Below are 26,004 nucleotides of genomic sequence, written 5' to 3'. Positions count from 1 at the left end.
TTGCTCTTATGCTGCCACACCCGCGTTGCCAGCTGTGAGGTCACCCCAATGTACAGCGTGCCGTTCCGTTTGCTGGCCAGGATGTAAACGCAGAACTGCTTGTCCATAGCGCCAAACGCCAAACTGGATTCCCGCTTTCGCGGGAACGACGGCCATAACACCGAACCACGTTACCCACAAATTTGTCGCGCACTCCGTGCTGTTCTGTGGCTCAGAAGAGCGATTCGCGCGCTGCCAGCATCTCGTGGAGCATGGCCTGGATGCGGCGGCGGACGCGCTCGGCCAAACGCGCGGCGGTCTGGCGGCGCGCCGCCCGCAGTGCGGGATCGGGCTGGATCGGCGGCCCGAAACGGATGTGCCACTTCGTCGGTAGCGGTACCGCGCCGAGCACCCCGAACAAGGGGAACAGCGGCGTGATCGGAATGTACGGAACGTTGAGGATTTCCTTGAGCGGGCCCAGCCGCGTCCACTTTCCGATCACCGGATAGGTCTCTTCCGCCCCGACCACCGCCACCGGGATGATCGGCACCTGCAAGCTGACGCTCAGGCGGATGAAGCCGGTGTGAAAGCGCTGCACGCGGTAGCGCTGCCCAATACCTTTGGCCACGCCCGCAACGCCTTCTGGGAAGATGCCGACGAGCGCACCGGCTTGCAACAAGCGGTAGGCGTTGCGGTACGAGGCCGGCGCGGCCCCAAGGCGATCGTAGGCATCTCCAAGCAGCGGCATGTCGGTAACAAAACGGTCGTAAAGAAAGCGCACCAGGCGGTGGGTGGGGTGCTCGAGATCTACTGCCGTGGCAATCATCGCAGCATCGAGCGGTAGGCCGCCAGAGTGATTGCCGATAATCAACGCTGCTCCGCTGAGCGGCACCTGCTCGAGGCCTTCGCTGTGCACTCGCCAGTAGCGGCGATAGAAGAACTCGAACCATGGCCGCGCCCGCTCATGGAAGTCCGGGTCGTAGCCGAAGGGATCAGTGACGCGGCGGCGATGCGAGCGGGTTGACGAGGGTGCGGGCATGACCGGCAAGTACCTGCACTGGTCGCCCGGGATGGGAAGCCCCGTTTACCCGACGAAACAGCGCGGGTTGATAATCGGGATACCGGCCAAGCGGCCGGTGTCGAGAACCCGAACATTCGCCGCCGCCATCGAGCCCAGGGGCCGGGTCAGGCCGCGCCCATGGCGGCCTGACCCGGCCGCTTACGTGTCAACGGCAAAACTGAGCGCGCTGCTAGTAGCGCCGCTCCCAACCGCCACCACCACCGCCACCACCGCGACCACCACGGCCACCACTACCGCCCGGACGACCGCCACCCGGACGACCACCGCCCGGACGACCACCGCCGCCGCCACCACCGCCCTCGCGCTCGCGCGCTTCGTTCACACGCAGTGTGCGTCCCTTGAACTCCTGGCCATCAAACTGCTGGATGGCGCGCTGCGCTTCCGCGTTCGAACCCATCTCGACAAAGCCGAAGCCCCGAGATTGACCGGTAGTGCGATCGGTTATCACCGATACCGATTCACACGTGCCTGCCTGAGCGAATAGCTCTTCCAGCTCCCTGTCCGTGACGTCGAATGCCAGATTGCCGACGTACAGTTTCCGTCCCATCGCACGAACTCCTTGTTTGGGGTCGCTAACGCGACCGAGTTGCGGTTCTGCTGCTCCCAGCGGCGGCACCTGTTGCCGTCACTTTCTCTGTCTGTCTGAATGTGCGTGCGGGGCGTACCGGACGCCAACATCAAAAAGCCGGAATCTCTCGCCGAACAATCAGTTTGCGGCACGTCATTAGCAGGTGCGGCACATAAGTACAACCAGTTCAGCGCCGCCAGATCACCGGTCCCTCGGGCCGAAGGAGGGGAGTAATTCCCCCCGTCGTGCGCGCTGAAAAAATGGCGCGAGCGGGCCACGCCGGTCTACTCGAAGATCTCTCGCAGCATCGCCAGCGGCAGCTTCGGAGTGCGGTCGAAGTACAATAGACCGTTGGCCTCTTGTTGAACGTCGGTGAGTTGGGTCCAGACCAGTCCGCTGAACTCGGGCTGGGCGCGCACGGCCTCCACCAAGGCACGTAGACGCCCGGCGAATTCCGCTGCGTCGGTGACCACGTCGTAACCCCAGGCGCCGGCGATTTGCACCGGCCGTGCCGGGTCGCGGAAGGTGACGCCGCCCAACTCGGTCAGCATGACCGGGATGTCGGACACCAACGTGCCGGGCAACGCGGCTTGGCGGCCGGGGATCAGCTCCGTGGTCGGGTTGGCGAGCACTGCGCGTAAGTGCCGCGCGAGTGCCGGCCCGTCCGAGACGTAGCTGTGCAGACCCCAGAGGTCGCCGGTCAGAAACTGCCAGCCGTCGTTGGCCACCACCAAGCGCGTCGGGTCGAGGCTCTTCGTCAGATGGTACAGCGTGCGCACCCAATGCTGCTGGGCCGGGTTGCGATCGACTGCATCGACGCCCCACGACTCGTTCAGCGGCACCCACGCCATTATCGCCGGATGCAGGCGATCGCGCCGAACCAACTCTGTCCACTCGCGCGTAAGGTCCTGAACATGCTGCGAACAGAAGTCGCGGCCGTTGCCGATCTCGGCCCAGACCACGAAGCCGAGGCGGTCGGCCCAGTAGAGCCAGCGTGGGTCTTCGGCCTTCTGGTGCTTGCGGGCACCGTTGAAGCCCATTGCCTGCATCAGCTCGATGTCACGCTTGAGGTCGCCGTCGCTGGCGGCCGTGTACCAGCCGCCAGGGAAGTAGCCCTGGTCCAGCACGCCGCGGAAGTAGAACGGCTCGCCGTTGAGCAGGACCGTTCGCCCTTGACTCGAGAACTCTCGCAGGCCGGCATATGTCTGCACCGCGTCGACGACGGCCCCGCCATCGTGCAACGAGATCTTGATATCGTACAGCGCCGGATCAGCCGGCGACCACAGCCGCGGGTTCGCAATCGTCAGTTCGATCGCCCCTTCCCGCCGCTCCTGGAGATAAGCGCGGCCCGAAGCCATCTCGGTGCCCGCAAAGGATACGACGGCTTCCGCCTCGCCGGCGAACTCGCGGTTGGTGTACACCTGCACAACTAGGCGACTGCCTGCGAGGGAGAAACGACTCCAGCAGTCCTCGATATAAACGTCGGGCACGGGTTCGATCCAAACCGTCTGCCAGATGCCGGTGACGCGGTCATAGTCGATGAATACCGGGGCATCCCCGACGATCTGTTTGCCGCGCGGCTGGCTCCACACCGGCCGGTCCTCGACCCGCACGACGAGTTCGTTGCTGCCAGGTCGCACCAGCTCCTGGACCTCGCAGCTGATGGGCGAGTATCCCCCGCAATGCGTACCCGCGGCGCGGCCGTTGACCCAGATCCGCGTGCTGTAGTCACAGGCGCCGATGTGCAGCAGCAGCCGCTGGCCCAAGAACTCCGGCGGCACCTCCAGCCGCCGCCGGTACCACACGACCGGATGCGCTGTCGGCTCGCCGATCCCCGATAGGGGCGCCTCGAATGTGAACGGCACCGTGATCCGCCGCGATAGGGTCTGTCCGGTTTCCCAACCCTGGGCAAGCCCGCGATCGTCATCGTCAAAGGCAAACTCCCACACCCCATTGAGGTTTTGCCATCGCGGGCGCACGCGGTGTGGCCGCGGATACTCGGGGCGCGGATGCAGGCTCGCTGATGCCGTCAACGTCTGTCTCCCCGGTGTCCCCGTAGGCTGACGGCGCCTTGGGGTCAAGGGTGGTGGCCCCCAATCCTGAGCGTTCTCGTCTGCCCCAGGCGATGCTATAGATGAAACCACGGTGAAGCCAACTGCCATGAACTCATCCGGTGACACACCCCGGCGGCCATTACGGGTGCTGGTCATCGAGGATTCGCCCGATGATGCGGAGCTACTCGCCCGCGAGCTGCACAGCGGCGGTTACGCCCCCACGGTCGAGCGCGTGGAGACCGCGGCGGCCATGGCTGCCGCGCTCGCTCGTCAGACGTGGGACCTTGTGATCTCGGACTACGCCATGCCGCGCTTCAGCGCGCTGGCGGCTCTGGAGCTACTGCAGGGCAGCGGGCTCGATCTACCCTTCATCGTGGTGTCGGGAAGAATCGGCGAAGACGTGGCGGTGGCGGCAATGAAGGCGGGGGCGCATGACTACCTGATGAAGGGGCAGCTCGCCCGCCTGGTGCCGGCGGTCGAGCGGGAGCTGCGCGAGGCCGAAGTCCGGCGCGAGCGCAAACACGCCGAGGATGCGCTGCAACGCCGCGAGCGCTTGTTCCGATCTCTGATCGAGAATGCTTCGGACATGGTGGCCGTTTTCGATGCCAACGGTGTCTCGCGTTACGTTAGCCCGTCACATGAGCGCGTGTTGGGGTACGCGGCCGCAGAACTGGTGGGCCGCAGCGCCTTCGAGTTGCTGCATCCCGAAGACGTCGCGGCGGCGCAGGCGGCCTTCGAGCGCGAAGTTCACCAGCCCGAGAGCGCATCGTCGACTGAGTTCCGTATCCGACACCATGACGGCTCGTACCGTGTACTCGAAGGCGTCGCCAAGAACTTGCTTGCCGACCCGGCGGTGGCGGGCGTGATCGTCAACACGCGTGATATCACCGAACGCCGGTTGGCCGAGATCGAGCGCGAGCAAGAGGCGCAGATCGCCACGGCCCTGGCCCGGGTGGGCCAGGAACTGATTTCCTCGCTGGAGACACCAGCGCTGCTCGAACGGCTGTGCCGTCTGACCACCGAGGTGCTGCAATGCGACTCCAGCCGCACCTGGATGTGGCAGCCGGAGGAAGACTTTTTCGCCCCGGTGGCCAGTTGCGGCGACTCGCGTGAGGATCGCGAGGCGATCCGAGTGCTCAAGTTGCCGCGAGCGATGCTGGCCAGCCTGCTGGCGCAACTTCGCCAACACGGGGTGGCGCAGGCTGGCGGCGGGCAGATTCCGGAACTCGAGATTCCCGCCCTCAAGCGCCAGCTCGCCGTGAAGGCGGTGCTTTACATGGCCTTGCGACGGGGCAACACCGTGATCGGTTTCCAGACCGCGGCCCATCGCCACTGTGGAGATCCCTTCTCGCCCCACCAGGAACGCCTGGCGCGCGGGATCGCGCACATCGCCTCGCTGGCTCTGACCAATGCCCGCTTGGTCGAAGAACTCGCCCGCGCCAACCGCTTGAAGTCGGACTTCGTTGCCACCATGTCGCACGAGTTGCGCACCCCTCTCAACATCATCATCGGCTACAACACCTTGATGCTCGATGGCGACTTCGGCGCCCTCAATGCACAACAGCAGGAGACGCTGCGGCGGGTGGGTAGGAGTGCCCAGGCGCTGCTCGAACTGATCAGCGCCACACTTGACCTCAGCCGCTTGGAAGCTGGCCGCATCCAGCTCGATTTGGCCGATGTCTTGCTGCCCGATCTGTTGCAGGAGATCGAGGCGGAGACGCGGGCCGCGGAGGTCAGAAACAATCTAGAGCTGGTATGGCGGGTGGCGCCGGATTTGCCCCAGCTGCGCACCGACCCCCTGAAACTGAAAGTGGCGCTCAAAAACCTCGTCACCAACGCGGTGAAATTCACCCCGGCGGGCAGCGTGACGGTGGACGGTCACAGTTGCGACGGCGGTGTGGAGATCACCGTGACCGATACCGGCATCGGCATCGCCCCCGAAGCGCTGGGCATCATCTTCGAGCCCTTTCGGCAAGTCGATAGCTCCTCGACCCGCCCCTATGGTGGCGTGGGATTGGGCCTGTATATCGCCCGCCAACTGGCCAACGCGCTCGGCGGCACAATTGCGGTGGAAAGCCAGATCGGGCAGGGATCACGCTTTGCGCTCTGGGTGCCGCGCCGGCCGCCTGCACGTCCGGCACGCTGGAGCGGCGCGCCCAAGTAAGCGGACACGAGCGCCGTCTGAGCGCGGCCCCCCTCCGGCTCGGACCGCAACGAACACGACGCTACTGCTCGCTGTCCGGTGTGACCACCCGTGCAATCACTATATCGGAGCCGTGCAACGTACCCGCAATGCGGCTGCTGAGGTATAGCCGGTCGGCCGGGACAACGCCCAGGTACGGGCGATAGCTGCCGGAGAAGTCCGCCGGCGCGGCAGAGAAGTAGACCTCGTAGTCGACCACGTAGGCAATCGCGGCCTGCTCGATATAGCGCCACAGGCGGCGCTGGCGAATCGCTGCCAGTGCCGGGGTGTTGACCACACCGTCGAGGTTGATAACCGTTCGGTCGGGGTTCCAGTACGCTATGATGCCGGCGTTGAAGGCGCCCACACGTTGCCGCGGTTGAGTGTTGGCCCCCACCCAGCGGGCCGCCGCCAGCATCTCGCCCTGCCAGGGATACAGCCCCTTTTGCCACAGACCCCGCAACTCGACGGCGTTGGCGGCAGCCAGTGCCGCCACCGTCATCACCGCCAGCACGGCCCCAACGGGAGCGCGCAGGATGGTGAGCAGATAGTTCAACACCACTGCGAGATAGACTGCCGATAGCAATCCGACCGGCACAAAATACCAGCTGCGAGGGTAGAGCCGGTAGGCCCCGTGAAATAGCACCAGCGCCAGCACTGCCGCCAGAACGAAATGCAGTTGGCGGAGTTCTCGTCGCAGGCGGCGCTCGCCGCGCAGATCGGCAAGCGCCACACCTCCCAGCACAATCACGAACAGCAGTGCCGGCCATATCGTTCCCGTGTGCCGCAGTGCGAGCCGGAGCGCATCCAGTGTTTGCCCGGCGGTCCACTGCGCCAGCGACGCCGTCCCCTGCTCGGGCACGATGTTGCCGCGCAGGACGAAGGGCACCGCCACGCCGCTGCTCTGCAGCGGCGTGGCGGCGACGGCGACGCTCCAGATCTCCCACGGTAGTACCACGAGTGTTGCGGTCACTAGCATAGCGGCCGCGGGGCGCCAGCGCGCGCCAGCGCGGCCGCCCGCAGCCGCGGCTACCATCATCATCCCAAGCAGGAACGCGCTGTCGGTCCGCGCCAACACGCTCAGGCCCGCGAGTAGCCCGGCGGTCGCCGCGCGGCGCGTGTCGAGAACGGTGCGAACGGCGAGGAAGTACCAAGCCGAGGCGGCGAAGAGCAGGTTGGCGAGCGCGGTTTCCAGCCCGTTGAGCGATTCCATCGTTACCGAGGCGTTGACCGCGTAGAAGATGACCGCCAGCGCGCCGGCCAGTGCACTAGCCGTGATCTGGCGCGCGCTGCCATAGATGCAGGCCAGCGTGCTCACACCCAGTAGCGCACCGAGGGTAACAGCGCACTGAATGGGGAGCTCCGCGTCGTTACCGGCGAGCGCGAAGAAGGGGACGATGAGCAGCAGCCAGAGCGGGTGAAAGCCGTTGGTTGCGGTTAACCCGTCGAAGCTGACGCCGTGGCCGCGGGTGTAATGGCGCGCGATCTGGAAGTAGTAGAAGGCGTCGTCCGGCAGTGTCTTCTGCACCAAGGTGGCGGCACTGCTCCAGGCCAGGTAGAGACGCACCGTTGCCGCTGCCAGCACGGTGGCGATGACAGCGAGTCGAACAACGTTGCGCAATCGGGGTGAGGCGCAGCCGGGAGCCAGCATCGTCACGACGTGCGGCCGTTGCGGGCGGCTGCGCCCGCCCACGCTCTCAATCGCCGCGTTGCTCCTGCCGCGCCAGCCACGCCGCGCGGCAGCCGCGGTTGCGACAGAACCAGCGCCGCTCATCAGTGAACGCGGTGACACAGCGCAGCGTGCCGTCGGCTAGACGGATCACGGGGTGCCGTTCACCGCAATGCGAGCAGACAACGAACCGCCCCGCGGCTGCGGGTGACTCTTTGGCGACGGCTCGTAATATCCGCCGCGGTCGTAAATTGGTTACCGTGCCCATAGTCCTCGCCTGTCCAGCGACAGCCACCGCCGGACCACCGGCGTGCATATACAACGGCGGCTGGGCGCTGTCACGGGAAAAGATTGTTTCTTGATCCCGGCGGGGCGCTGGGCTACGTCTGCCGCATGGGCAATCTGCGCTGTGGTGTGCGGTTTGTGAGTTGGTTCGGCCTCGCGCTGCTGGGCTGGCCGGGCGTCGGCTGGCCGGCTGGCCCGGCCGCCGACGAGGTCGCCGCTCGGGTCAACGGCACCGTCATCTCGCGCACCGCGGTGCGCGCCGTGGTGCAGGGCCTGGCGGCGGCCCGCGACGCCGCGCCCGACGCCAAGCAGATCGAGCAGCTCAGCCGGGACGCGCTCGATTCGCTGATCGCCTTCGAGCTGCTGTATCAAGAAAGCCAGCGCCGCAGCATCGGCGTTAGCGAGGCGGATATCGACGCGGAAGTGGAACATACCAAGGGCCGCTTCGCCAGCGGCGAGGACTACGCGGCCGCGCTGGCGCAACGCCGACTGAGCGTCGAGGACGTCCGCCGCGACACCCGCAAGACCCTGGCCGTCAATCGGCTATTGGAGCAAACGGCCTGGCAGGGCATCGAGGTTAGCAGCGCGCAGGTGCGCCGGTTCTATGAAGAGAACCGCGAGCAGTTCAAACGGCCGGCCGAGATTCGCGCCAGCCACATCCTGGTTCGTGGCGGCCAAGAGGCTGCGGCTGCCGAGCGCGCCAGCGCCCAGCAGCGCGTGCAGGCGCTGTTAGCCGAGATTCAGGGCGGCGCCGACTTCGCCGCGCTGGCACGCCAACACTCGCAAGACCCCGCCACCGCTGCCACCGGTGGCGATCTGGGCTTCTTCTCGCGCGGCACGATGGAGCCCGCCTTCGAGCAGGCGGCCTTCGCCCTGAAGCCCGGAACGGTCAGCTCCGTGGTGCAAACCCCGTACGGTTTTCATCTGATCAAGGTCACCGACCAGCGCCCCGCGGGCTATGCCCCGTTGGCGGAGGTGCAAGCTGACGTCAGCGCATTGCTGCGCGACGAAGAAAAGCGCCGGCGCCAAGATCAGTTGGTGGCAAAGCTGAAGCAACAGGCGCAGGTCGAACTCCTGCCCCTACTCAAGCCCAGCCCCAAGCCGAAAGCGGCTCCGGCCACGAAGCGATGAGCCGGCGGAGAAACGACCACACGCAGTTGGCGCGCGCCGACCGCGCCCATCTCATCCACGGCTTCGGCTCGCCCGCGGTCATCGAGCGGGAAGGGACGATCCGCCTGGTCAAGGGGCGCGGCGTCTATGTGTGGGACAGCGCCGGCCGGCGCTATATCGACGCGCTGGCGTCGTTGTGGAACGTGGCGGTGGGCCACGGTCGCGCCGAGATTGCCCGCGCCGTCGCCAAGCAGATGCGTGCGATCGAGTACGTCCCAACCCTGCTCGGCTTCGCCTCCGAGCCCGCCATTCGGCTGGCGGCGCGCTTGGCGCGGCTGGCGCCCAAGGGGCTGACGCGAGTGGTGTTCACCTCGGGGGGCTCGGAGTCGAACGAAACCGTGATCCGGCTGGTGCGTCTATTTTGGCGGCTGCGCGGCCGACCCGACAAGATCCAAATGGTCGCACTCGAGCGCGCCTATCATGGCTCGTCCACTGGGGCAGCCAGCCTGACCGGGCTGGCCGCCTTCCACCAGTATTACGAGCCGCTGATGCCGGGCGTGCTGCGGATGGCGCGGCCATATTGCTACCGGTGCGAGCTCGGGCTCACTTATCCGCGCTGCGCCCTGGCGTGCGCCGACGAATTGGAGCGCATCGCCGTCCGTGAGGGCGCCGAGCGCGTAGGGGCGTTTATCGCCGAGCCGGTGCAAGGCGTGGGCGGCGTCGTCGCCCCGCCACCGGGTTACTTCGAGCGCATCCGCGGCATATGCGATCGGCACCAGATCCTGCTGGTGGCCGACGAGGTCATAACCGGCTTCGGGCGGCTGGGGACTTGGTTTGGCAGCCAGCGCTGGCAGGCCGCGCCCGACCTGCTGGTGTTCGCCAAGGCCGTCACCAGCGGTTACTTGCCGCTCGGGGGCGTGATTGTGAGCGAGCAACTGTACCAGACGTTGCTGCAAGCCGGGCCAAGCTTTTCGCTCCATCATGGCTTTACCTACTCCGGCCATCCGGTGGTATGTGCGGCGGCGCTGGCCAACCTCGACATCATCGAACGCGAAAAGCTCCTGCCCGCAGTTCGGCGCCAGGCCCCCTATTTCGCCCAGCAGTTACGGGCGCTAGAGGCGCTGCCGATTGTGGGCGAGGTCCGTTGCGCCGGCTTGATGGCGGCCATCGAGTTGGTACGCGATCGCGACCGTAAGGAGCCGTTCGCAGAAGCACAGCGGGTACCGGGGCGCATCCGCGCCGCTGCTTTGCGCCGCGGCGTCATTGTGCGCGCCAGCGCCGACACCATCGTTGTTTGCCCACCGCTCATCATCACTCGGGCGCAGATCGCAACCGTCGCCGCCGTATTGGGTGAAGCGATCGCCGAGGTATACGATGAACTGGCAGCGGGCGGGTCAGGCTAGCCGACGCCGGACGGCAGTGTTAGAAAGCTAGGTGCGGCCACGGAAGAGCCGCAGTAGTGGATCAGGGTTACCTCTCCGAGATCTTTGTTTCCTTTCAGGGCGAAGGGGCGCGCGTTGGCGAGCGCCATCTGTTCGTGCGGATGGCGGGCTGTAATCTGCGCTGCCGCTATTGTGATACCCCCGGGAGCTTGGTGCGCGGACCGTTCTTGACCGTGCAGCGCGAGGGCTCGCCGCCTAGCTTGCTGACGAACCCGATAGGCAGCACGGAACTGGTTCGGTGTACCGCAGCCTTGATGAAGGAAGAGGGTCCGCTTGATGCGGTGGCGCTTACCGGCGGCGAGCCGCTGGTGCAGGCGGATTTCCTGGCCGACTTCCTTGCCGCCGCACGCTTCTTAATTCCCGTCCTCCTAGAAACCAACGGGGTGTTGCCCGAGCAGCTTACGGCGGTGTTGCCGTGGGTCGACATCGTCAGCATGGATATCAAGCCGGCCAGCAACACCGGCGAGCGGCCGTTTTGGGACGAACACGACGAGTTCCTGCGCCGGGCGGGGTACAAGGAGGTGTACGTAAAAGTGTTAGTGGATCGCCACACCAGCGACGCCGACATCTGTCAGGCCGCCGAGTTGCTCGCTGCTCACGGCCCGGTGCCGCTGTACCTGCAACCGATCATGGATACGGCGGGGCAAGCCACCATCGACCCGGTTGCGTTGCGCCGCTTGTTCTTGGTGGCACGGCGAATCCACGGCCCGGTGCGGGTGCTACCGCAAACGCACAAGATTATCGGTATTCAATGAGCCCATGAACCCGGCGCTTCCGTGATCCACCGGCTCGCGTGCGAGGTGACTGAGACGGCAAAGCCGATTGCCGCCGAAGATGTGTCGAAGATGCGTGACTGACCAGTGAATTTCGCTACAATTGGGTTGTGCCGCGAGCGAGTGATGCCTGATCGGCAGCGGATACCACCCGGACAAACCCAGACCCAACATTGGCCGGTTATGAGTCACGGGGCTACCCCGGGCTTCGACCCCGCCACTTGGGACTTTCGGATCTTCGGGGCCGTCGAGACGCCACGGCGCCTGGTCTACGAAGAGGTCCGGTCACTTCCGCGCGCCACTATCTCGGCGGACTTCCACTGCGTCACCGCCTGGTCGCGATTGGATAACCGGTGGACGGGGGTGCTCGCCCGGGACGTTGCGGCCCTGGTGGCGATCAAGGCCGAGGCTCAGTTCGTCCTCGTCCACTGCGACGGCGGGTACTCCACCAATCTGCCCCTGTCGGCGTTTCTCGACGATGACGTTATCTTCGCGGATCAGCACGATGGCCACGACCTGGAACCCGACCATGGGTGGCCGCTACGGTTGGTGGTGCCGAAGCTGTACGCCTGGAAGAGCGCCAAGTGGGTCCGTGCGATCGAGTTCTTATCGCACGAGCGGCGGGGTTTCTGGGAGACCCGCGGGTATCATGCCTACGGCGACCCGTGGACCGAGCAGCGCTTTGCATAGGAGAATCGCCCTTGGCACATCCGGCCCCGCCGCCTCGCGGTCCAATTGCACTGTCCCCCGCCTTGCGGCGCGCCAACCTGGCGCGCCTGGCGAGCGAGTCGTTCGACCTGCTGGTGATCGGCGGGGGAATAAACGGTGCCGGCATAGCCCGCGACGCCGCCTTGCGCGGGCTGCGGGTGGCTTTAGTCGAGAAGGGCGATTTCGCCAGCGGTACCAGCAGCCGCTCATCAAAGCTCATCCATGGCGGCCTGCGTTACCTGGAGATGGGGGATTTCCGCCTTGTGCGCGAGGCATGCAAGGAGCGCGACCGGCTGCGTCGCCGGCTCGCTCCGCACCTGGTGAAACCCCTGCCGTTCCTGTTCCCGGTCTACAGCGGTGATCCGGTCGGCTTGTTCCGGCTTGGGCTCGGGATGTGGGCGTACGATATTCTCGCCTCGATGCGCAACATCAAGATGCATCGCCGGCTATCGCCTAGAAAAGTGGCGAGTCTCGAGCCGGGACTGAAACAGGACGGGCTGAAAGGGGCCGAGATCTACTACGATTGCGCGACCGACGATGCCCGGCTCACGCTAGAGACCATCATGGGCGCCAGCGGCGAAGGCGCAGTGGTGGTCAATTACGTGAACCTGCTGGAGTTCCTAAAGGATGCCGGGCACATCGTGGGTGCGCGGCTACACGACGAACAGAGCGCGCAGGCCTTAGAAGTCCGCGCCAAGGTGGTGGTGAATGCCACGGGCCCGTGGGTGGACGAAGTCCGCCGCTTGGATGATCCCGCGACTCGCCCGTGCTTGCGGCTGACCAAGGGAGTCCACCTCGTTGTGCCCCGCGCACGGGTGGGCAACCGCTTCGCCGTGGTTCTTCGCTCTCCGCGCGACCACCGCATTCTGTTTGTCATCCCCTGGGAGGATCGGACGCTGGTCGGCACAACCGACACGGACTTCTCCGGTAGCCCGGATGCGGTCGGGGTCGAGCCCGGCGACGTGGCCTACTTGCTCGAAGCCGTCAACGCCTTCTTCCCAGATGCTCGCTTGGTCCCTGGCGATGTGGTTGGCTGCTTCGCCGGTTTGCGGCCGCTGGCAGCGAACGACGGCGCCATCGATCCGTCGGCCGTTTCGCGCGAGGAACGCATCATTGAGAGCCCATCTGGTTTGATCTCGGTCGCGGGCGGTAAGCTCACCACCTTCCGACTGGTCGCCCAGTCGGTAACCGATAAGGTGTTGCGCTTTCTTCCACGCAAAACAGCGGCAACGGCAAAGGCGCGTCGGCGCAGCAAGAATCTCCCTCTGCCGGGTGGAGTCAGAACCGCCAATGGCAACCGAGCCCGGTCGGCGCAACAAGAGGCGGCGCGGGACGACTACCTGAGCCAGCGATACGGCGCGCGTGCCCCCGAGGTTATGGCTCTCATGCAACACAACGCCGATCTCGCCAGCCCTATTGTTGCAGGAATGCCATACACTAAAGGGGAAGCCGTTTACGCGGTGGAGGCGGAAATGGCTCAGAAAGTCGAGGACATACTGAGGCGACGCACATTAGTAGAGGTGCGTGACCAGGACGCTGCCGACCGTGTGGCGCGCGAGCTTGAGGCTCTCATAGCACCGCTGCTGCGATCCCGGGAGGCGAAGCCGCCGGCCACCTGAGCGGTCCCGATGGCAGCGGCTGGGTCTGGGTGGTATGAGAATCCTTTAATTCTTTCTTGACAATTTTTTTGAAAAGGGGATATAGGCTTCGTGATTCTGTTATAAAATTCTGTCGGCCGGGTCACCAACGGGCAAGGGTGCGGGCGCAGGATGACGGGCTTCACGCTGCTAAGTAAGCGAGAGATTAGCGACATTGTTGCCGACTACGGCTTGCCGAAGGCCCTAGCGGCACGCCCGGCGCGGCTGGGCTCCGTCGACACGCACTACCTGCTAGAAACCGCCAAGGGCAAGTTCGTTCTCAAGATCGACGAGGTAAAGAGCGAGATCGAGGTCAAGCGGGAACAGGACCTTTTTGCGTTCTTGCGGAAGCACGGCCTTCCATGTCCGGTGCCGCTCGCTGACCGCAATAACCGGCACTATCGTGACAGGGGTGGCAAGCCGCTCTCCGTCTACCGGCACATTGAGGGGCGCGTTGCCGATCCCGAGTACATTTCCTTGGGCCAGCTCGAAAACGTTGGCCGGGTACTTGCCGATCTCCACCTCATCGGCAAGGGTTACAAGAAAGGGATCGAGAATCGCTTCGGCTTCGACCGTGTTTCCGAGATCTACTTTGATGTCCGCGGCCGCTTGCCGCACTACTTCAAGAAGATCACACGCACGCTCGATGACGAGGTGGAGTACCTGCACCACTACCTCGAAGGGAAGTTGCCCAAGGGCATTATCCATGGTGGGTTGACTGCCAGCAGCCTGCTCTTCAAGGGCGACAAGGTCGCCGCCATCCTGGATTTCGAGACCGCTTGCCGCGGTAAGTTCATCTATGATCTGGCGGCGGCCATCAACACCCTGTGCTTCGAGACCAGCCAGGGGTACTCGCTGAAGAAATTCGAGGCCCTCATCGCTGGCTACGAAGCCCTACGCACCCTGTCGCTGGCTGAGTGGGACGCCTTCCCGAACGAATTGCGCTTTGCGGCGTTTCGCCACACGATTACCCGACTGCGCGACTTCTTCCTCAACCCCGATGACGATGAGCGCCAGCGTATCAACAAGGAATTCCAAGACTTCTACGACCGCTTACGCATTCTTCGGCGTGAGCGCGAGGGCGGCATGGAAGCCCTGCTGATGGCGATGGCTACCGGCTACGATTACCGCAAGTACCAGAAGGTCAAAGCCGTCGCCAAACGTCGCTAAGGCGTCCCCCCCCGGGCTACTTGCAGCGAACCGGATTTCCACTAACATCCCGGCGCATATGAGCCGCAGCGAATCCGCTCCGCCGATTGAGGCACTGGTGCGCCAATTGCTCCGCGACCTTGGCGAAGAACCCGACCGCGAGGGTTTAGCCAAAACCCCCCAGCGGGTGGCGCGCTCGCTGCAGTTCTTGACCAAGGGCTACCGCGAAGACCCCAAAGAGGTCATCAACGACGCGCTCTTCGTCGAGGACTACCAGGAAATGATCGTGCTGCGCGACCTCGACTTCTTCTCACTGTGCGAGCACCACATCCTGCCCTTTTTTGGCAAGGCCCACGTGGCCTACATTCCAAAGCATCATATCGTCGGCATCAGCAAACTGGCGCGACTGGTTGACGTGTACTCGCGCCGGCTGCAGGTGCAAGAGCGGATGACGACGCAGATTGCTAACACGCTGATGGACGCGCTCGACCCGTTGGGGGTCGCGGTGGTTTTGCAGGCCGAGCATCTCTGCATGCGGATGCGGGGCGTGGAGAAGCAGAACTCGGTGGTGGTGACCAGCGCCCTGCTCGGCGCCTTCCGCAGCCATCACGAGACCCGGCAGGAATTCATGACGCTGGTGCACAACAGTTGCCGCTAGCAGCGGCAGTAGTTCACGCTCGTGCCGCCGAGCGACGTTGACAGGGCCGGGGGCAATGAGCTAAGCGGCTCAGCGGTAGTGATCGGGTTGCACGACTGGCGAGCGTGGAGATAACCACGAGGAAGTGCGTCCCGTCAGTTGGCCGTCCGCCTGGGCCTCTGGCTGTAGAGGTTCAGGCTTTTTTTTGCCACACGAGGTACTGCGGTGATCAAGGACTATCTGCTCGCCCCGGGGCCGACGCCCGTCCCGCCCCGCGTGCTGCTGGCGATGGCGCAACCGATCATCCACCACCGCACGCCGCAGTTCAGCGCGCTGTTCGCAGAAGTGCAGCAAGGGCTGAGGGCGCTCTTCCAAACCCGACAAGACGTACTCACGCTGGCTGCCTCCGGCACCGGCGCCATGGAGGCGGCGATCACCAACTGCTTCTCGCCCGGCGATGAAGTCCTTGTCATCAACGGCGGGAAGTTCGGCGAACGCTGGCTGGAGATCAGTGCTCGCTACGGTCTTGAGCCGATCGACCTCCAGGTCACCTGGGGCCAGGCGGCCAGCCCCGCCGAGGTCAAGCGCATCCTCGATCAACGCCCGCGCCTCAAGGGCGTGCTCGTGCAAGCGAGCGAGACCTCGACGACTGCGGTGCATCCGATTCAGGACATAGCCGCGCTGACACGCGCTCGCGACACCTTGCTGGTGGTCGACGGGATCACCGCTGTCGGCGTCGCCGATGTCCCGATGGATGCTTGGAACATCGATGTCCTCATCACTGGCTCCCAGAAGGCGCTCATGCTGCCGCCGGGCCTCGGCATCATCGCCCTCAGCGAGCGCGCGTGGGTCCGCACCAAGCAGGCAACCCTGCCGCGCTACTACTTCGATCTCCACCGCGAGCGCGACAACTTGGCCAAGAACACCACCGCCTACACACCGGCTATCAGCCTGGTCATCGGCTTGCGCGAATCACTGGCGGTGATCCGCGGAGAAGGCCTGGACAACGTCTTTGCCCGCCACCAGCGGATGGCGCAGGCCACCCGCGCCGCCATGACGGCGCTCGGCCTGGAACTTGTCGCCCCGACGGCGCCCAGCCCCGCGGCCACCGGCGTGTTCGTGCCGGCGGGAACAGATGGCGGCAAACTGCTCGCCTACCTGCGCGACCAGATGGGCGTGAGCATCGCCGGCGGACAGGGGAAGTGGAAAGGGAAGGTCGTTCGCCTGGGGCATATCGGTTACATGGACGCCTTCGACACGATTACCGGGGTGGCCGCGCTGGAAATGGCGCTGCGCCGTTTTGGCCACCCGCTAGAACTCGGCCGCGGCGTTGCGGCGGCACAGGCCGTCTTGCTGAAAACCATGCCGCAACCGACTTAAACTGAGAGGATCTCCCATGCATCGCGTGCTCGTCTCCGACAAGCTCGCTGCCGAGGGCTTGGACATCTTGCGCGCCGCCCCCGGCGTCGAGGTGGACCACCTGGCCGGGCTCACACCAGCCGAGCTGATCGAGAAGATACCCGGCTATCACGGTTTGGTGGTCCGCAGCGAAACCAAGGTCACCGCCGCCGTTATCGCCGCCGCCGCCAACCTGCGCGTCGTCGGCCGTGCCGGCATCGGCGTGGACAACATCGATGTCGAGGCCGCCACCAAGAAGGGCATCGTGGTAATGAACACGCCCGGCGGGAACAACGTCACCACCGCCGAGCACGCCGTGAGCATGCTGCTCTCACTGGCCCGTTCGATTCCACAGGCCACCGCCTCCATGAAGGCGGGCAAGTGGGAGAAGGGCAAGTTTATGGGCTCCGAGGTCTGCAACAAGACCCTCGGCATCATCGGCATCGGCAACATCGGCGGCCTGGTAGCAGACCGCGCGCAAGGCTTGCACATGAAGGTGGTCGCCTACGATCCTTTCATTGCGCCGGAGGCGGCGGCGCGGCTGGGTGTCGAGCTGGTCACGCTCGACGAGCTCTACGTCCGCTCCGACTTCATCAGCGTGCACACCCCGCTTAACCCGGACACCCGTAACCTCATCGGTGCCGCCGCCTTCTCCAGGATGAAGAAGGGGGTGCGGCTGATAAATTGCGCCCGCGGTGGCATCGTCGATGAAGCAGCCCTCGGTGCAGCCATAGAAAGCGGACACGTGGCCGGCGCCGCTCTCGACGTCTTCGCGCAGGAGCCGCCGCCGCCGGATCATCCGCTGCTCAAGCTGCCGCAGGTCATCTGCACGCCGCATTTGGGTGCGGCGACCAGCGAGGCCCAGGTCAACGTCGCCATTGCGATCGCGCACCAAGTGGCGGCCTACCTGAACAACGGCGTGATCGAGAACGCCGTCAATGTGCCCTCGATGAGCCCGGAGTTGATCGAGGTGCTCACGCCTTACTTGTCCCTCGGCGAGAAACTCGGCAGCTTGCAGGCCCAGCTCCTGAGCGGTGCGCTCCGTGAGCTGCTCATCGAGTACGCCGGCGAGATCGCCGAGCATGACGTCAAGGCGGTCACGCTGGCCGTGCTGCGCGGGCTGCTCAATCGCGTTCTCGAAGCCGGCGAGGTCAACTACGTCAACGCTGCCGCCATCGCCCGCGATCGCGGGATCAAGGTAGTGGAGGCGCGCACCAGCCAGGCCAAGGGCTATCTCAACCTGGTGACCGTGCGAGCCACGACCAACCAGGGGGAAACCCACGTCGCTGGGGTGGTGTTTGGCCGTAAAGTGGTGCGCTTGGTGCGCATCAACGATTTCTATCTCGAGGCCGTGCCCGAGGGCCACATCGTTATGTTGCACAACCGCGATGTCCCGGGCGTCGTTGGCGCCGTCGGCAGCCTCCTCGGCGAAGCCAAGATCAACATCGCCGGTCTGGAGTTGGGCCGCGAACGGGTCGGCGGGATGGCTATATCGCTCATCCACGTCGATGGCCCGGTGCCGCCGGCCGTGCTCGAGCGGCTGCGCACGCTGCCGCAAATCGTCTCGGCACAGTTGCTCACACTCTAAACCGAACCCGTTAGTAGACTGAGGGAACACCATGCCTGCTGTCGTCGTTGTCGGAGCCCAATGGGGTGACGAGGGAAAAGGGAAGGTCGTCGATATCCTGGCCGAGCACGCCGACGTCGTGGTGCGCTACCAAGGCGGCAACAACGCCGGCCACACTGTGGTCGTGGGCAATGAGAAGACGATTCTCCATTTGATTCCGTCCGGCGTCCTGCACGCCGGTACCGTCTGCGTCATCGGCAACGGCGTCGTTGTCGATCCCGAGGCGCTCATCAAAGAAGTCGACACCCTACGCCAGCGCGGCTACCTGCTCGATGATCAGCTGCTCAAGATCAGCGACCGCGCCCATTTGATCATGCCCTTTCACCGCGCCATCGATCAGGCACGCGAGCGCCTGCGCGGCGAGGGCCGCATCGGTACCACCGGCCGCGGCATTGGCCCGACCTACGAGGACAAGATGGCGCGCATCGGCATCCGCGTCGCCGACTTCCTCGACGAGGAGGTGTTCGCCGATGCCCTTCGCCGCGCCATGGATGAGCGCAACATCTATCTCGACGCCATCCTCAAGGAGCAAAGGCTCGATTTCGACGCCATCCACCAGCAATACAGCCGCTTGCGCGAGCGGCTGGCAGCGCACGCAGCCGACACCAGCATCTATCTCGACCGCGCCCTGGCACAGGGCAAACGTATCCTACTCGAAGGCGCGCAGGGCACGATGCTCGACGTCGACCACGGCACTTACCCGTTCGTAACTTCGTCGAACACCGTGGCCGGCGCCGCCTGCACCGGGGCGGGCATTGCGCCGCGGCGCATCTCCGGTGTCATCGGCATCGCCAAAGCTTACACCACCCGCGTCGGCAGCGGCCCGTTCCCGACCGAACTGGCCGACGCGCTCGGCGCCAAGCTGCGCCAAGACGGCGAAGAGTACGGCGCCACCACCGGGCGGCCGCGCCGCTGCGGCTGGTTTGACGCCGTCGTCGTGCGCCACGCCGTGCGCCTCAATGGTATGACCGGAATCGCGCTGACCAAACTCGATGTGCTTACGGGTATCGACCCGGTGCGCCTCTGCGTCGCCTACGAGCACCAGGGCAAGCGCGTTGACGACATGCCGGCGAGCGCGGCCGTGTTGCGCGGCGCCCGGCCGGTGTACGAAGAACTCCCCGGCTGGCAGGAGCCGCTGAGCAACGCCCGCGTCCGCTCCGAGCTACCCGAGAACGCCGAGCGCTACGTGCGCCGGCTCGAAGAACTCACCAGCACCCCGATGCTGATGATCGGTGTCGGCGTGCGCCGTCAGGAAACCATCGTCCTCGGCAACCCGTTCAACGCCTAGCTGGCAACGCGCTGCCGCCGCACATAGCCCCGGGGCTTGCTGTCCACGCCCGGTTCTACTAGTTCGGGAAATCGCCGCGCCGCGCGAGGATTCTTGCCGGTCGCTATGGACTTTGGACCCTGCGGCGGGGTTTGGCGCGGGCAAAACCCGCGCTGGGGATGTAGACGGGCACCGCCACAATGGATGCGTTGATCGACCGCGCCAATGCCACCCCACTCACCGGCCCGGCGGTGCGTGCGCTGGCAGCGAGCGCGTCGGCGGCCGAAATTCGCGAGACCATCCTGCCGGCCCTGCGCGCGCGCGGCCCGCACGCGGCAACGGTGCTGGCCTTCGCACTCACCGCCACCGGTGAACGCCTGGCGCCCGCGATGTTGCTCGAACTGTTGCCGGACCTGCCGAACATCGACCACCTGGCAGCGCTGGTTGGATCGAGCGACGGAGATCGTGTGGGGTTGCTGCTCGACCTGGTCGAGGGCGCGCGCGCCAGTTGGGAGCGCGAAGCGATGGCGCTTTATCTGGCCACCCAACTCCTGGATCAAACGCCCCCGCCGCCGATGCTCGTTGCCCGCCTGCGCACTCTTGCCCGCCGGCCGCTTGGGCCCGAGGCTGCCCTCATCGTCAGCCTGGCGGCCCGGGCCCTCGACGATGCCGGGCTGAAATCATTGGCGATGCCCTTGCTGCCCGAAGAATTCGCCGGCTTCGAGCAGCTCGCCGAGAAGCTGCGCGCGCCGCTGTTCGCGCCCGCGCTCGATACGCTCTCCGATCGCGAGCCCACCCGCGAGGTGGCCGGCTATACTGTCGTACGAACCGCTCCGAAGACCGGCCGCAACGATCCCTGCCCGTGCGGCAGCGGACGCAAGTACAAGAAATGCTGCGAGGCCAAGGGGCCGGCCCCGGGCCATCAATCCATCGTGGAGCAGTTCGAGGCCCTCAGTGAGCGGCACGCGCAGGTGCGCGAGCAGCTCTTCGATTTCCTGCGCCCGGCGGATTTGGCGCGCATCGATCCGGAGCGCTTGACGACGCTGCAGCTCATCGGCGGAATGCGCAAGCTCGTCCAGCATCGGCGCTGGGAGCTGGCCGAGCGCTTTCTGGATCGCGTCAAGCTCCGGCCCGATGTTCCCGGCGGCCCCGAGCACGCGCACGAGTATCACAGCGATATCGCCGACGAGGCGCTCGCGGCCGGCGAGCTGGCGCTGGCCGAACGGCACTACGAACAAGCGCGGCTTGACCGGAGCGAGTGGGAAGGCATCCGCGTTCAGTTGGCACTAGCCCGCCACGATCCGCAGGCGCTTGCCTGCATCGAGGCGCAGCTGTTGCGCTCCCTGCGTGATGATGATCCCGTCGGCGTGATCGATTGTGCTCACAGCCTGCTCGATTATGTTCCGGCGCTGGGAATCGCAGTGGCGCGCGGCTGTGTCAGCGCCGAGCGCCCCTTCGACACCGAGATGCTGCTCGAAAAGATCGAGGATGCGCGCGACCGCCTCGGGCTGGACGTCCACGAGCCCTGGTGGGAAGTGTACGACCAGCTCGCGGCCCGCCCGGACGAGCCGCGCCCGTCCCACGACCCGAAGGATCAGCGTGAACGCCAGCGCCTAGCCGAAGAAGTCGAGCAGTTGCGGCGCCAGCTGCACAACGCCACCCGCGATAAAAACCGCCTCGATGAAGATCTGCAAAAGCGCATCCGGGCGCTCGACCACCTCACCGCCGAGCGCGACCGCCTAGCCGCGCAGCACGGTGAGGAGCGCCAGGTCGGCCACGAAGCGCGCGTAGCGGAACTGGCGCAAGAGCGCCAGCGCCTGCGCGCGAAGATCGAAGAGCTCAAGGGTGAAATCGCTGCTGGCGCGGCCCAGCGGAGCGATCTGCGCCGCGAGCTGGCGCGGCTGGCCGACACTCGCAGCGCTCCGGCCCCCACCGCACCGGCCCGCACCGCCGAGCCCGCGCTGGATGACGAAGAAGCCGGCGAGGCCGCGGCCGCTGCCCGCCGCTCGATTCTCGTCCCTCATTACGACGCCGCTGCGGCCAAGTCGCTGGCGCTGCTGCCCCGGCCGGCGGCAACCCAAGCACTTCATGCCATCGCCGCCCTGGCAGCCGGCGAGGCGCGAACGTGGAGTAACATCAAGCGCATGCGCGCCACAGAGGATGTCTACTCACTGCGCATCGGCCGCAATTACCGCGTCCTCTTCCGCGTCGGCGACCAGCGCCTCGAGGTGGCCGACATCACTGATCGCAAAGACCTCGACGCCGCCGTCAACCGCGCAGCGCGATCATAGGTCGGCTGGCCCGCTTTCGCCCGAACTCGACGACTTCGGCGTTGACGCTCCCACGGCGTCGCGTTACTGTCCCGCCGGCCGGAATTGCCGGGCACACCGCACGGCCGGATGCGGCTAGGAGGACAGACCATGGCCAGCCAGGAACTCGCGATGATCCTCGACATGTTGAAAGCGCGGCCGCTGGAGGCGGGCCCGAGCGTCTCCGAAATGCGCGCCGCCATCGATTCGATGGCCTCGATCGCGGTGCTGCCGGACGATGTTACCCTCGATCCGGTCGATGCCGGTGGCGTGCCGGCGGTGTGGGTCACTACCCCGGGCGCACGCCGGGACGCGGTCATTCTCTACTTGCACGGTGGCGGGTACGTCGTCGGTTCGATCACCAGCCATCGCGACTTGGCCGCCCGGCTCTCGCGGGCGGCAGCGGCGCGCGTGTTGCTACTCGACTATCGCCTGGCCCCCGAGCACCCGCACCCAGCCGCCGTTGAGGATGCCACTGCGGCGTATCGCTGGTTGCTCAGCACCGCTGTGGCGCCGGCGCGCATCGTCATCGGCGGCGACTCAGCTGGCGGCGGCTTGACTGTGGCGGCACTAGTGGCGCTGCGCGACGCCGGGCAGCCGCTGCCGGCGGCGGCCGTGTGCCTCTCGCCCTGGGTCGACCTCGAAGGGCTCGGTGATTCGATGACCACCAAGGCAGCGGTGGATCCGATGGTGCAACGTGACGGGCTCAGCAAGATGGCCGAGATGTATCTCGCCGGCCAAGACCCGCGCACGCCGCTGGCTGCGCCGCTCTACGCTAACTTGTCGGGCCTGCCGCCACTGTTGATTCAAGTGGGTACCGCCGAGACGTTGCTCGATGACTCGACGCGCCTGGCTGAGCGGGCGCGCAAAGCCGGCGTGAGCGTCACTTTAGAGCCGTGGGAAGACATGTTCCATGTCTGGCAAGCCTTCGCGGCACTGCTGCCCGAAGGCCAACAGGCGATCGACCGCATCGGCACTTTCATTCGCAGCTTACTTCCTTGATGCCGCCGATGCCGGCGCCGACGTGCGTCCCCGCCTGCGATCCCTCGCCTCAGTGGCGCCGACGGCCCCGCCGGTAGTCCAGGCCGCTCTCCCGGTGGTGCAGGCATCTTGCCTGCGATCCTCCAACTGCCGGACCGAGGCCTGCCTGCCGAAGCCTCGGCGCAGGCAGGCGTATGTGCACTGGATCAAGCCTGTCCTGAACTGATATGGCTGAAAGTCTTGGCGTGGCGCGCAGATTTCCCTCCGTCATTCCCGCGAAGGCGGGAATCCATCCGGAGCCCCACCGCCCCTGGATGCCCCACGCCTTCGCGGGGGCAGGCTCTAAGGATTGCGGGCATGACGGGATACCCCTGTCGAGCTTTGGGTTGCGGGCGCCAGCCCGCGCTAGGCCCCGCCGAAGGGCGGTACATCGCCAACCTTCAGCTGCGGCGCGTCTTTGTGCTCCGTCGGCTGGAAGGCTCCTGTTCGGCCAGACGACGATGTTTCGCCACCAGCCGCCAGATGTCGTCGTGAGGAATCGGTTCACCGCTGTCGCGCGACACCTCGATGATACTCCGGAAGATCGGGTTATGTGCCAGGAGAAAGCGCTCGCGCTCGTCAGGATCGAGCGGCACGGGGACAACTGCGACGACAGGCTCACCGTGGCGAGTAACGACGACCGGTTCGCCGCCGCGCGCGGCGTCGATCATCTCGCTGAAACGCGCCTTGGCCTGCGCCACGCTAGCTCTCATACTTCACCTCCTGGCCACCGATCGTGAGCCGGTGTCCTCGTTTGACTCCGATCGCCTCGACGAGCACGCGGCGAGCCTCGTCCGGATCGCAACAGTAGAAGACGCGCAAGCGGTTTTGCGGGCCGAAGCGAATCTCCCAGATGTTGTCTCCGAATGGAGACTGCCGAAGCAGCGGCTTGCGATTCGTCGTTTCGTCGAACGGTTCATACGACAACTGCTCCTTGATCGTCGTACGGATCAAACCCAAGTACTTTGCCTCGATTGCGTCCAGATGGCGCACGGTCGCCGGCCTGCAGGCAATCTCGAAAGTCCGCTTCGCCCTCGCCATCCGACGAGATTATGACCATAACATTGGTCAGACTCAAGGCGAGCCAGGGTCTTGCCTCGATCGCCCGCCAGCCGAACTTGTTGCACCAGAAGCACCACCCCGCGGAGATGGGCGAGCCGGAGATCACGCAGTTCCCTACCGCGCTGGCCGTCGACCGACACGTCAGCGCCTCGACGCAGAACCAGGCCCCGACGCCGCGCCGGCGCCCACCTGCCCCAAGTGCGGCGGGCCGCTGCAAGTGCTGGAACTCCTGCCTCCCGCCCGCGCCGATGGTTCACAGAGTCTGGCGGCCGTACACGACATGTCATGGTCACCCGCGGCCGTCCAGACCCACCGACTTCCTGCGTTTTCACGATCGCGCTGCGACCGTTGAGCCGTGGTATGCCCGCATGCGCCCCTGCGCCGCTTCGCGCGCCGCACGCCAGCGCCATCGCCCGCGTTCGCGTCGTTCGTCACCCCCGGTGTGGCTCCGGCGTCGCCTCTCTGCGCCCGATCGCCCCCGCCTTCGAGCACCCCGCGCGCTTGCCATCCGGCCCGTAATCGCCCTACAATTCCCATAACACGTGGGGAGCACCGGCGGTGATCAGCGGTTCAGTTCAACGGGGCCTTTCCGCCATCCGGCGGCAACCATCACACCATCTCGCGCACCGCCCCGTCGCGCCGGATGACGGAAAAACCCTTTTACGTTCGGCTGGGCCTCCGACCTGCGCTAGAGAACGAGCATGGCTCAATTGATGGATCGGATCACCGTCAACCCGCGGCAATGCGGAGGGCGTCCGTGCGTTCGCGGCATGCGGATTCGCGTGTCCGACGTTTTGGAGCTTCTCGCTTCCGGAATGACCCCGAAGCAGATCATCCGGGAACATCCTGATCTCGAAATCGAGGACATCCATGCCTGCTTGCGGTTTGCGAGCAGTCGCGCCAGCCATGCCGTGGTCCTTCCGTGATCCTCTGGCTGGACGCCCACATCTCTCCAAAGCTCTGTCCGTGGATTCATCGACAGTTTGCCGTGGAGGCGCTGCACGTCCGCGATCTGGGCCTGCGAGAAGCGGAAGACCCAGAGATCTTCGACAAGGCGCGCGCGGCGAAGGTAGTCGTTTTCACGAAGGACGAAGATTTTGTCGATCTCGTGGATCGGCTCGGCACGCCACCTCAGGTCTTGTGGCTCCGGTGTGGGAACATGGCAAACGCTCGTCTCTTGTCCATCCTTTCCCGCACGCTTCCGGATGCACTCGAACTCCTGCGCCAGGGCGAGGGGGTCGTGGAGATCAGCCTGCCAGAAGGCGAACGTGGGGGCCGAACACCTATAAGGCCTCCGTTGTCAAGAAGACGCGGCGGTAGCGCCACGGGGGCGGGGGGCGCTCGCGGGAAGCAGACGCGGCGGGCACGCTGAGGAGGGTGAGCTGACTTTGTTTCACAGCGGGTACAGAAGCTGTGGTCTGCACCAAACACCTATTGAGGCTCTGCCGTCGAGGATCGCTGGTGCCGACTCGACGAGGCGACGCGATGGAGCACGCGGCGCGGCCCAGAAACTCATCGGTGCCCTCGTACCGGCCGATTCAAAGCGTTGCCGATCTTCTTGTGGTGCGCGACAAATTTGTGGGTAACGTGGTTCGGTGTTATGGCCGTTCACAGGGAATCCAGTTTGGCGTTTGGCGCTATGGACAAGCAGTTCTGCGTTTACATCCTGGCCAGCAAACGGAACGGTGACCTCACAGCTGGCAACGCGGGCGTGGCAGCATAAGAGCAAGGCAGTGGAGGGTTTTTCGGCCAAGTACGGCGTTGACAAGCTGGTCTACTACGAAGCGCACGGCTGCGCAGAGACCGCAATCGTGCGGGAGAAGCAGCTGAAGAAGTGGCGGCGCGCCTGGAAGATGACAAATTGCGTCCCTTTCGGCCATGGGCTGACGAGCGCGAGGATCTTCCCGATACCCGGCACCGAGCGCAGGCGGTAGAAGACGTTGGCGTCGTGCTGCTTGGCGGTGCGCACGATGGTGAGATCGACCATGGTGAGCCGGGCGTCGTAGTGATCGATCAGGGACAGGTCCATTTCGATGCTGGCGCGCAC

At 65.4% G+C, this 26,004-nt stretch carries 22 protein-coding genes and 1 pseudogene; 15 read left to right on the top strand and 8 right to left on the bottom strand.

Annotated features, from left to right (window positions below; genetic code table 11):
- The 4 genes from HY699_20755 to HY699_20740 form a co-directional block, all read right to left on the bottom strand.
- Positions 1-107 (bottom strand): GIY-YIG nuclease family protein (locus HY699_20755; GenBank protein MBI4518238.1); only part of this gene is annotated, 107 nt, incomplete at its 3' end.
- A gap of 104 nt (positions 108-211) precedes the next feature.
- Positions 212-1,018, bottom strand: a complete 807-nt coding sequence (locus tag HY699_20750) for an acyltransferase family protein (protein ID MBI4518237.1) — start codon at positions 1,016-1,018, stop codon at positions 212-214.
- 211 nt (positions 1,019-1,229) lie between these two features.
- Positions 1,230-1,607 (bottom strand): RNA-binding protein, encoded by a 378-nt coding sequence (locus tag HY699_20745; GenBank protein MBI4518236.1) that lies wholly within the window; start codon positions 1,605-1,607, stop codon positions 1,230-1,232.
- 305 nt (positions 1,608-1,912) lie between these two features.
- Positions 1,913-3,661, bottom strand: coding sequence for a glycoside hydrolase family 2 (locus HY699_20740; protein ID MBI4518235.1), 1,749 nt, complete (start codon positions 3,659-3,661; stop codon positions 1,913-1,915).
- A gap of 127 nt (positions 3,662-3,788) precedes the next feature.
- Here HY699_20740 and HY699_20735 point away from each other — a divergent pair, with 127 nt between their 5' ends.
- Complete coding sequence (locus tag HY699_20735) at positions 3,789-5,846, top strand: PAS domain S-box protein (protein ID MBI4518234.1); 2,058 nt, start codon at positions 3,789-3,791, stop codon at positions 5,844-5,846.
- A gap of 61 nt (positions 5,847-5,907) precedes the next feature.
- On the opposite strand, the gene HY699_20730 is transcribed toward HY699_20735, so the two are convergent.
- Positions 5,908-7,521 carry a glycosyltransferase family 39 protein gene (locus HY699_20730; protein MBI4518233.1) on the bottom strand — a complete coding sequence of 538 codons (1,614 nt, stop codon included), beginning with the start codon at positions 7,519-7,521 and terminating at the stop codon, positions 5,908-5,910.
- Positions 7,522-7,884: 363 nt separating this feature from the next.
- Between HY699_20730 and HY699_20725 the strand changes: the two genes are divergently transcribed.
- The 12 genes and pseudogenes from HY699_20725 (at position 7,885) to HY699_20670 (ending at position 22,877) form a co-directional block, all read left to right on the top strand.
- Positions 7,885-8,949, top strand: coding sequence for a peptidylprolyl isomerase (locus tag HY699_20725; protein ID MBI4518232.1), 1,065 nt, complete (start codon positions 7,885-7,887; stop codon positions 8,947-8,949).
- The gene (locus HY699_20720) at positions 8,946-10,331 is read left to right on the top strand and encodes an aspartate aminotransferase family protein (protein ID MBI4518231.1); all 1,386 of its coding nucleotides are present in this window, start codon (positions 8,946-8,948) and stop codon (positions 10,329-10,331) included. Before HY699_20725 ends, HY699_20720 begins: the two co-directional genes overlap by 4 nt.
- Before the next feature lie 56 nt (positions 10,332-10,387).
- A complete protein-coding gene (locus tag HY699_20715; GenBank protein MBI4518230.1) occupies positions 10,388-11,125 on the top strand; it encodes a 7-carboxy-7-deazaguanine synthase QueE in 738 nt (245 codons plus the stop codon).
- Between the two features lie 144 nt (positions 11,126-11,269).
- Positions 11,270-11,833, top strand: coding sequence for a sulfite oxidase-like oxidoreductase (locus tag HY699_20710; protein ID MBI4518229.1), 564 nt, complete (start codon positions 11,270-11,272; stop codon positions 11,831-11,833).
- Positions 11,834-11,844: 11 nt separating this feature from the next.
- A complete protein-coding gene (glpD, locus tag HY699_20705; GenBank protein MBI4518228.1) occupies positions 11,845-13,470 on the top strand; it encodes a glycerol-3-phosphate dehydrogenase in 1,626 nt (541 codons plus the stop codon).
- A gap of 150 nt (positions 13,471-13,620) precedes the next feature.
- Complete coding sequence (locus HY699_20700) at positions 13,621-14,658, top strand: homoserine kinase (protein ID MBI4518227.1); 1,038 nt, start codon at positions 13,621-13,623, stop codon at positions 14,656-14,658.
- 58 nt (positions 14,659-14,716) lie between these two features.
- Positions 14,717-15,295: a GTP cyclohydrolase I FolE gene (folE, locus tag HY699_20695; protein ID MBI4518226.1), complete on the top strand. Its 579-nt coding sequence runs from the start codon at positions 14,717-14,719 to the stop codon at positions 15,293-15,295.
- Between the two features lie 204 nt (positions 15,296-15,499).
- Positions 15,500-16,654, top strand: coding sequence for an alanine--glyoxylate aminotransferase family protein (locus HY699_20690; GenBank protein MBI4518225.1), 1,155 nt, complete (start codon positions 15,500-15,502; stop codon positions 16,652-16,654).
- Positions 16,655-16,670: 16 nt separating this feature from the next.
- On the top strand, positions 16,671-18,260 hold the full coding sequence (locus tag HY699_20685) for a phosphoglycerate dehydrogenase (protein ID MBI4518224.1): 1,590 nt from the start codon (positions 16,671-16,673) through the stop codon (positions 18,258-18,260).
- 31 nt (positions 18,261-18,291) lie between these two features.
- The gene (locus HY699_20680) at positions 18,292-19,587 is read left to right on the top strand and encodes an adenylosuccinate synthase (GenBank protein ID MBI4518223.1); all 1,296 of its coding nucleotides are present in this window, start codon (positions 18,292-18,294) and stop codon (positions 19,585-19,587) included.
- A gap of 797 nt (positions 19,588-20,384) precedes the next feature.
- Positions 20,385-20,468: pseudogene (locus HY699_20675) on the top strand (SEC-C domain-containing protein).
- Between the two features lie 1,518 nt (positions 20,469-21,986).
- A complete protein-coding gene (locus HY699_20670; protein ID MBI4518222.1) occupies positions 21,987-22,877 on the top strand; it encodes an alpha/beta hydrolase in 891 nt (296 codons plus the stop codon).
- A gap of 419 nt (positions 22,878-23,296) precedes the next feature.
- Here the strand turns inward: HY699_20670 and HY699_20665 are convergent, their stop codons facing one another.
- Complete coding sequence (locus HY699_20665) at positions 23,297-23,596, bottom strand: type II toxin-antitoxin system prevent-host-death family antitoxin (GenBank protein ID MBI4518221.1); 300 nt, start codon at positions 23,594-23,596, stop codon at positions 23,297-23,299.
- Position 23,597: 1 nt separating this feature from the next.
- Positions 23,598-23,888 (bottom strand): addiction module toxin RelE, encoded by a 291-nt coding sequence (locus HY699_20660; GenBank protein MBI4518220.1) that lies wholly within the window; start codon positions 23,886-23,888, stop codon positions 23,598-23,600.
- 770 nt (positions 23,889-24,658) lie between these two features.
- Here HY699_20660 and HY699_20655 point away from each other — a divergent pair.
- Together HY699_20655 and HY699_20650 are read left to right on the top strand one after the other, a co-directional pair.
- On the top strand, positions 24,659-24,883 hold the full coding sequence (locus HY699_20655) for a DUF433 domain-containing protein (GenBank protein MBI4518219.1): 225 nt from the start codon (positions 24,659-24,661) through the stop codon (positions 24,881-24,883).
- A complete protein-coding gene (locus tag HY699_20650) occupies positions 24,880-25,329 on the top strand; it encodes a DUF5615 family PIN-like protein (GenBank protein MBI4518218.1) in 450 nt (149 codons plus the stop codon). Before HY699_20655 ends, HY699_20650 begins: the two co-directional genes overlap by 4 nt.
- 405 nt (positions 25,330-25,734) lie before the next feature.
- Here HY699_20650 and HY699_20645 read toward each other — a convergent pair.
- Positions 25,735-26,004, bottom strand: a 270-nt coding sequence (locus HY699_20645) for a hypothetical protein (GenBank protein MBI4518217.1), incomplete at its 5' end; no start/stop codon positions are given.

It is taken from the genome of Deltaproteobacteria bacterium, assembly GCA_016210005.1.
GTDB lineage: Bacteria > Desulfobacterota > Binatia > HRBIN30 > JACQVA1 > JACQVA1.
This window is presented reverse-complemented; position numbering and strand designations above follow the sequence as displayed.

What these genes read in the sequence shown, in the direction of transcription:
- HY699_20750 (MBI4518237.1), bottom strand. Translation starts at nt 1,018, where the DNA reads ATGCCCGCACCCTCGTCAACCCGCTCGCATCGCCGCCGCGTCACTGAT.
- HY699_20700 (MBI4518227.1), top strand. Translation starts at nt 13,621, where the DNA reads ATGACGGGCTTCACGCTGCTAAGTAAGCGAGAGATTAGCGACATTGTT.
- HY699_20670 (MBI4518222.1), top strand. Translation starts at nt 21,987, where the DNA reads ATGGCCAGCCAGGAACTCGCGATGATCCTCGACATGTTGAAAGCGCGG.
- HY699_20710 (MBI4518229.1), top strand. Translation starts at nt 11,270, where the DNA reads ATGCCTGATCGGCAGCGGATACCACCCGGACAAACCCAGACCCAACAT.
- HY699_20685 (MBI4518224.1), top strand. Translation starts at nt 16,671, where the DNA reads ATGCATCGCGTGCTCGTCTCCGACAAGCTCGCTGCCGAGGGCTTGGAC.
- folE (MBI4518226.1), top strand. Translation starts at nt 14,717, where the DNA reads ATGAGCCGCAGCGAATCCGCTCCGCCGATTGAGGCACTGGTGCGCCAA.
- HY699_20720 (MBI4518231.1), top strand. Translation starts at nt 8,946, where the DNA reads ATGAGCCGGCGGAGAAACGACCACACGCAGTTGGCGCGCGCCGACCGC.
- HY699_20735 (MBI4518234.1), top strand. Translation starts at nt 3,789, where the DNA reads ATGAACTCATCCGGTGACACACCCCGGCGGCCATTACGGGTGCTGGTC.
- HY699_20655 (MBI4518219.1), top strand. Translation starts at nt 24,659, where the DNA reads ATGGCTCAATTGATGGATCGGATCACCGTCAACCCGCGGCAATGCGGA.
- HY699_20745 (MBI4518236.1), bottom strand. Translation starts at nt 1,607, where the DNA reads ATGGGACGGAAACTGTACGTCGGCAATCTGGCATTCGACGTCACGGAC.
- HY699_20680 (MBI4518223.1), top strand. Translation starts at nt 18,292, where the DNA reads ATGCCTGCTGTCGTCGTTGTCGGAGCCCAATGGGGTGACGAGGGAAAA.